This is a genomic window from Vibrio sp. 10N.261.52.C11, assembly GCF_041471405.1.
Taxonomy (GTDB): Bacteria; Pseudomonadota; Gammaproteobacteria; order Enterobacterales; family Vibrionaceae; genus Vibrio; species Vibrio crassostreae_C.
On the sequence record NZ_JBFROI010000050.1, the window covers coordinates 1 to 6,632 of the forward strand.

The 6,632-nt window shown below is 40.9% G+C and carries 6 protein-coding genes and 2 pseudogenes; 5 read left to right on the top strand and 3 right to left on the bottom strand.

The annotated features are described in order from the left end of the window. Nucleotides 1-194 precede the first annotated feature (194 nt). Nucleotides 195-476, top strand: coding sequence for a hypothetical protein (locus AB4323_RS18330; protein WP_102535357.1), 282 nt, complete (start codon nucleotides 195-197; stop codon nucleotides 474-476). 117 nt (nucleotides 477-593) lie between these two features. Here the strand turns inward: AB4323_RS18330 and AB4323_RS18335 are convergent, their stop codons facing one another. Together AB4323_RS18335 and AB4323_RS18340 are read right to left on the bottom strand one after the other, a co-directional pair. Further along, on the bottom strand, nucleotides 594-1,073 hold the full coding sequence (locus tag AB4323_RS18335; RefSeq protein WP_102535356.1) for a Panacea domain-containing protein: 480 nt from the start codon (nucleotides 1,071-1,073) through the stop codon (nucleotides 594-596). Then, nucleotides 1,073-1,975, bottom strand: coding sequence for a hypothetical protein (locus AB4323_RS18340; RefSeq protein WP_102535355.1), 903 nt, complete (start codon nucleotides 1,973-1,975; stop codon nucleotides 1,073-1,075). Before AB4323_RS18340 ends, AB4323_RS18335 begins: the two co-directional genes overlap by 1 nt. Nucleotides 1,976-2,545: 570 nt before the next feature. On the opposite strand from AB4323_RS18340, the gene AB4323_RS18345 reads away from it, so the two are divergent. The 3 genes and pseudogenes from AB4323_RS18345 to AB4323_RS18355 form a co-directional block, all read left to right on the top strand. Next, on the top strand, nucleotides 2,546-3,196 hold the full coding sequence (locus tag AB4323_RS18345; RefSeq protein WP_102535354.1) for a hypothetical protein: 651 nt from the start codon (nucleotides 2,546-2,548) through the stop codon (nucleotides 3,194-3,196). Then, a complete protein-coding gene (locus AB4323_RS18350; RefSeq protein ID WP_102535353.1) occupies nucleotides 3,189-3,944 on the top strand; it encodes a DUF3307 domain-containing protein in 756 nt (251 codons plus the stop codon). The genes AB4323_RS18345 and AB4323_RS18350 overlap by 8 nt, the downstream gene beginning before the upstream one ends. Nucleotides 3,945-4,227: 283 nt before the next feature. After that, nucleotides 4,228-5,043, top strand: a pseudogene (locus tag AB4323_RS18355) (Rpn family recombination-promoting nuclease/putative transposase); the annotation flags it as partial. A gap of 90 nt (nucleotides 5,044-5,133) precedes the next feature. Here AB4323_RS18355 and AB4323_RS18360 read toward each other — a convergent pair. After that, nucleotides 5,134-5,564: pseudogene (locus tag AB4323_RS18360) on the bottom strand (IS5/IS1182 family transposase); the annotation flags it as partial. A 469-nt stretch (nucleotides 5,565-6,033) separates the two neighbouring features. On the opposite strand from AB4323_RS18360, the gene AB4323_RS18365 reads away from it, so the two are divergent. Beyond that, entirely contained in the window at nucleotides 6,034-6,465 is a 432-nt protein-coding gene (locus AB4323_RS18365; RefSeq protein WP_136975317.1) for a hypothetical protein, read from the top strand. The last annotated feature ends 167 nt before the right edge of the window (nucleotides 6,466-6,632 follow it).

A 6,632-nucleotide genomic window follows, 5' to 3' on the forward strand; every position in this document is an offset into this window, starting at 1 on the left:
CAATCACCGAAATACGCAGAAAGAAGCCGGACCTTTATCGAGAGGGTTCGGCTTTTTTATAACTAGTAGATAGCGATCACTGTTGTATAGGTACTTTATGCATAATATCGGTACCGAAAAGAGTTTGTCTGGAGCATATCTGACGAGTGTTCAAGATAAAGCTCATATAGGTAACTAAACAAAGAGTGTCGGATATGGCTAATAATTTAATGGTTTCGTATGATCTAAACTCACCAGGACAAGATTACTCAAAAGTAATTGAGGAGATTCAGAGTCTTGGTTCATGGGCAAAAGTTCATAAATCTTTTTGGTATGTAAGAGCTGAATTTACAGCGGAAGAGGCTGCAAAGAAAGTGTGGGCTAAGATGGACTCAAACGATTCACTAATGGTCATTGATACAACAGGAAACAACGCTTATTGGTTTAATATCAAGCCCGAAGTATCTAAGTTTATGCAGGATAATTGGTATAAATAGACGAAATTTTCACTCCATTAGATCTCATTTTTTTTGGTTCAGTCAATAACAGATATAAAAAAGCCGAACTTGATAAGTTCGGCTTTTTATTTATACCTACTTGATGTGGGCACCTACCTAAGCACTCGGAAGGTGATCTCTATACTCTCGAGCTTTTTGGACCAAATCTAAATTTGAATATTTACTACTCGAGATTACTGGGTAAGTAGAGTAAACAAGCTTGATAAAGTCTTCGTAGTTTTTATCTTCTGTAGCTGAAATTACAAAATCTAACGTACCCTTTAGTTCTGGAGTAAGATCTATAGGTTGGTCAAAACTCTTTTTAAGAGTAAATAATTGTTTTTGACCGCCATAATAGTTTGTCGTATTTGTAACTTCGATGTCTTCATCGTTATGAGCCATCTTTACAAAGTCATCAATATACGGACCGTAGTGGTTGAAATGCCATACTTTGTTTGTGAATTGACGGTTAAACTCTAATGCGCTTTTCCAATCTGCCAAATATAGCATTTTAGTCAATCGTGAAGCTGACAGCTCACCTTTGTGTGGGTAGTTACGTAAGATATATTTTAATGCATGTAAAATTAATGTATCCATTAGAAACCCTCCAAATGCGCTGATTCTAAACTTGGCATATGATTTTCGAGCGACTCTAGAAGATGACACAAGTTTTTTTGTTCTCTTGCTGTCATTGCCGCTTTGATCTTTTCAAATTTTAAACCAGTTTTTTCTGTTGATTCAAATATTAGCACAGCTACAGTTTCTTGTTTCTCATTTTGTATGCGAAACCCTTGAAGTGACTGGCTTTTCATCTTTATAAGCTCGAGAACTGCTAAGTCAAAACCAAACTCGTCAATGTTATGCTTATTCCAAGCATCAATATTATCATCAGGGTTGTGTGGTATAACATGTTGAAAGTATCCTTGCTTCCAAACATTCTCAATACAACCAATGTTTCGAGGATAGAAACGGTTTGGTTTGGTTTTGTAAATCTCATTGTCAGAGTAGCGCCCTACACAAGAGAACATTTCCATATCGAGTTTGTAAAGACTGATACGCTCGTTTGACGTTAACTTGAACTTACTAAAGTAGTTATTGTATATGTAGCGACTAAAAAACTGGTAACAGTTAATTGAGTTACTATTGTTTTGTGCTATCAGTTGCTCATTTTCATCAACTAACTTGGCATTCTCTTCGGATATCCGTTTGTTAGCCTTTTTGAGTAATGAGCCTTTTAAATAGCCACCAAGACTTCCCCATAGAACACAAGCAACAGCGCTGAGAAAAAGAAAAGTAAACCACTGGTCGATAGTGAATTGGCTGAGCAGATAAGAACGGTACTTTAACGGTAATTGATGACGAACCATCTCTTGTATATTGGTTGGTATGCCAATGTAGCCAAAGGAAGCGAAGCTATAAATAGTTGGTACTAAGCTCCAACTTAAAACCTTATATGTTCTTCTTTTCCAAGCTGGCATACCATCTAGAGCTAGATTCAAGTTTATTGTCCTAAGTGTCAGTAATGAAGGGATATTTTAGTCAATATATTCAACTTTGCCAATATGAAAGGTTGATTGGTTACAGGTTTTAGTTGGATTTTGATATGAATTCTGTCACCAAGTAGCTAGCATGGCTCAATAGTGTGCTGATAGTTGGTCGAATTTACCCCCGTGATACAACACGGGGATTCACGACGAACAGCATTAGAAGAATGGATAACTTCTAGTAGGGCAAAACCCCATGAACAGGATATGAATGAGTAAAAGGTCTACCAAATAACGGGGCACAAACGTGCTAGAAAATGCCACGGGTAAAAATTCAGCCTACGAAGGTTCTGGACAAAAGTGAGTCAGTATCCATTATTGATGGTGCAGATCATATTGGGTCACTGCCACAGTAGTCGAACTTCACTCGTAAAAGTGATGACAGTAAAACTGATGTAATGACAAGCTTCATGAATCGTTTAGCTCTTAACGGCTAATTTTTATTTATTAGCCATAAATGGCTAAATTTGCATTGTTAGCCATAAACGGCTAAATTGGTATCTACATGAAAGAAGGAGTTTTAATGTGGAACCTATCTCTAAACCTATCGCAGTGATCAGCGGCGATATTGTCAACTCAACCAAGCTAACATCTGAACAGTTTGAACAACTTCTTAAACGAATCAAGGACATTCAGAGACAGATCACCGAAGCAAATTCATCAAATGCGCACAGCATTGAGCGCGGTGATGAATTTCAGACCGTGGTACATGATATTGAAAACGCTCTGAGATATACCATCATTTATCGTATTGGCATTAAAGCGCTTGGCAAAGAGTTTGATAGTCGTATTAGCCTTGCTATTGCCTCTAATGCCGATTTGCGTGAGTTGGTCTCTGAATCGATGGGTGAAGCATTTGTTCTTTCTGGGCGTGGACTAAAAGCCTTAAAAAGCGACAGGTTGTTATTTAACTCTGACCGTTTCGAACTCACTGAGCACTTTGACTTACTCTTTAAGTACCTCGATAGACAACTAACGGAATTAACCTCGCGCCAATGTGAAGTTATGCTTCCGATGCTTCGAACCAATGAAGGTTTGTCTATTAGTGAGTTAGCAGAAAAGCTCGATGTTGCTACTGCCACTGCCAGTAAGTCTCTTAAAGCTTCAGGTTGGCCGCTAATCAGTGAGCTAAATTGGCGATTCATAAACCAAGTGACGGGACTCAAGTATGTTTAATTTTTTTGATGTTCTAATACCGTTCTTGATGATTCACATTATCTGTGATTTTTACCTCCAGCCGAACCAATGGGTAGAAGCAAAGAAAAAATACACTTACCGTTCAACTGAACTGTACTTTCACTCACTATTACACGGTGTCGCGTTGTTAGTTCCTGCTATAGCGTTAGGTATTGACTGGCGCTCAACTACTTGCTTGGTAGTTATCATAGCGGTAAGTCATTTTATTATCGATTTGTGGAAAGTAAGAGCACGAAATGGTGGTAAGTTTTCCTATTTTATTATCGACCAGACTTTGCATGTATCAGTGCTAGTAGCCATTGCCTTTCACATGGCAGATGGTGTAATGATCGATGCCGTACTACAAGATGAGAAGTTCTCAGATGGTGTTATGGTGGTATTTGCTTACTTACTAATTCTCAAGCCAACTTCGATTGTGATTGGCTGCGTCTTAAGGAAGTTTCCAATATCAGCTCAAGATACTACTAGTATTAGTGGTCTTATCGCAGGTGGTGAGTTGATCGGTTACTTAGAGCGAGTGTTAATACTGACCTTTACGCTTGTGGGGAGCTATGCAGCTGTGGGTTTTGTATTGGCGGCTAAGTCAATATTTAGGTTTGGTGAGTTGAATAAATCAGACGACCGAAGCATGACTGAGTATGTGCTGATTGGTTCATTGATATCGGTGGTGATCACAACACTGGTAGGTACCTTAATATCACTTGGTTTGGATGTGAAAATTAAATGACCAAAAAGGTATTCGGCAGTTTATTACTAGATAAGCTCGAATTTTACGGGAGAACGATCAATTACAGGGAAGAGAGTTGCCCTTCTAATGTAGTGGATTAGCAGATTTGGTCACATAGTTAGAGCTCTAGACATAAGAACAAGTAGGTCAAAATTGGCGGCTGCATTCTGTGATAGCTAGCTGCCGAAACGCAGAATGGGGCAAAGATTACTTAGAGTAAATGAACTAAATTGATGTGTAGAAAGAAACCAACATGGTGCAGAATTTTTATCATGGTACTGTTTTGACTACCCTAAAGCTCGAATCAGGCAGCTTTATAGAAGAAAACTTACGGCCTTACTATTCGGATGTCCTTTATTCTCTTAAAACGTCTCAGGGGGAAGGGTACGTCTATGCGTTAATCGAGCACCAGAGTCGGCCAGATAAACACATGGCGTTCAGACTGATGCGTTACGCTATCGCTGCCATGCAACAACATATTGAAGCGGGTCATGAGCATTTACCCTTGGTGATCCCTTTGCAGTTTTACCATGGCCAAGTCTCGCCCTACCCATATGAGATGAATTGGTTAAAAGGTTTTGCTAACCCTAAGATGGCTAAGGCTCTCTATACTCAAGATTTTCCATTGGTCGATGTCACTGTTATCTCCGATGATGAGATAATGCAACATCGCCGTATCGCGTTACTTGAACTTGTACAAAAGCACGCTAGGCATCGCGATATCATGGATTTCCTTGAGCCTCTGGTCACATTGCTCTTCACCGATTACACTACAGATAAGCAAGTACAGTCATTGATGAGCTACCTACTCCAAGTGGGTGAAACAAGTAACCTAGAAGCGTTAATTACGTCACTGGTCTCATCAGTACCGAAACACGAGGAAACACTTATGACTATTGCAGAACAATTGCGCCAACAAGGCGAGCAACGTGGCCGCCAAGAAGGGCGCCAAGAAGGTATACAATTAGGTGAGGAAAAAGGCCGCCAAGAAGCGCTCAAGGATATGGCGCGTAAGATGCTGCTTAATGGTCTAGATCAACAAACCATTATGGATGTCACGGGATTGAATACAGACGAACTCGCACAACTTTCTCATTAGCTGCTCAAGCATAAAGGGTTGTGTGGCAAAGTGGTGGTGTTGATAAAATCTGCCTGGAGATAAAGCTACATCGTCTATGGCTAACCGTTGGCTTCTAACTGGCATAGCCAGAGCTATAATTTTTGTTTGTAGTTTTGACATTTACTATCATTTCACCTATCTGAGCGTTGTAGTATTTCAAACTCGTTTTACCGCTCGTTAGCGCCTTTTCCGCTTCATTTATTGCTCCACTCTCTTCCCAAAGCATTACCTTCTTTCGAGGTGAGTTTCAGTGAGGGACAACCTTTCTTTTTTAGAGGCTCATGGCACAACAAAACTGACTTCCGCACTCATGGTTTCGGGTGTATCGACATGAACAGCCAAGTGCAGCTTTTGCCATGCTCTGCGTTTCTTTGCATCAAGCTTTTTCACTTTCCACTCTCCCTGACCAAAAAGATGGAGGCTAATTGAGTTAATGGCTAGACGGCGAATAGCCCTTTAGATTTATTGTGATATTTGACTTGAACCGCGTTCGAACACTTACCCTTGAAGATTGAGTACGGACGGTTCTTTTTCTAACGCCAATCAATCTATAAAGTACGTATTAAACTTAAATATTGGGCGTTCTCCCTTCGGTCGGCTCATTCCGTCGCTTCACTCCTCTCGCGATAACTTATGGCACTGTTATCGAGCAAGCTCGATGTGACATTAAGTTACTGCGAACAATCACCCAACGCCTCCGCTACTGCGTAGCTGCGCTTCGTCGTGCCTCCTTATTGCCTTTCACTGGCTTCAATTAAGTTCGAGTAAGGGCTTGTTTTCTTATGTGCCGATTTTCCTTTCGACTCGCATCACTGGATGGCGCTCGCAGACTGTTCACCATCCTCAATCAGAACCTTCTCTGCAAGGGTAAATAAACGCTTCGCGCCCCTGCAGAGAAGAACCCTGTTTGAGGTCTGGACAGCCAAGCGGCTCCATAAAAGTGATACTCAAACAAAAAGGAAACTCCTCATGGCACAACAAAACTCAACCCCAACTCTCTCTAAACCGATGTTCAGCGACCAGCGTTTCGCCGCTGGGCACGAAAGCTCACCAAAAAATGATATCTCCTGTCGGGTCGTTGAACGTGCAGTTCGTTCGACTGTTTCAGCGACGGTTTCAAAAGGACTTATCTGGGTGAATTCAATGGACTTTAATTCGAGCGTTCGAGCGGTCAAAGTGCATGAGATTTTACTTAAGGAGTTTGGTTATACCGACTCTTTGATCTTGGAGGAAAGCCAGAAAGGAAAAGGGGTGAGCATTAGCGTATGTGACAGAGTGACGACGGTAAAACAGATGCGAGAAGATTACGCCTACGCGAAAAAAGAAGAGAGAAACGTTGAAACGACCGCTAAGCATCAAGAAATAGCGAAAGACCTTCTGACTAGCTTGTATGGCCAATAACACGGACTGAGCGCCGCCCCTCACGACTTTAAATATTAAAAGGGATCTATTATGTCTGTACTTGCTAACTACTCTAATCACAGCCTTTTCTCTGTAGAAGAAAAAGATATCTTGCACCATGCCGCGAGCATTTTAAAATCTAAGTTGTTTGTGTCAGAGCAGACGCC

Bases quoted from the DNA above. Each gene is read 5' to 3' on its own strand.
- AB4323_RS18330 (WP_102535357.1), top strand. From the start codon at position 195: ATGGCTAATAATTTAATGGTTTCGTATGATCTAAACTCACCAGGACAA.
- AB4323_RS18335 (WP_102535356.1), bottom strand. From the start codon at position 1,073: ATGGATACATTAATTTTACATGCATTAAAATATATCTTACGTAACTAC.
- AB4323_RS18365 (WP_136975317.1), top strand. From the start codon at position 6,034: ATGGCACAACAAAACTCAACCCCAACTCTCTCTAAACCGATGTTCAGC.
- AB4323_RS18350 (WP_102535353.1), top strand. From the start codon at position 3,189: ATGTTTAATTTTTTTGATGTTCTAATACCGTTCTTGATGATTCACATT.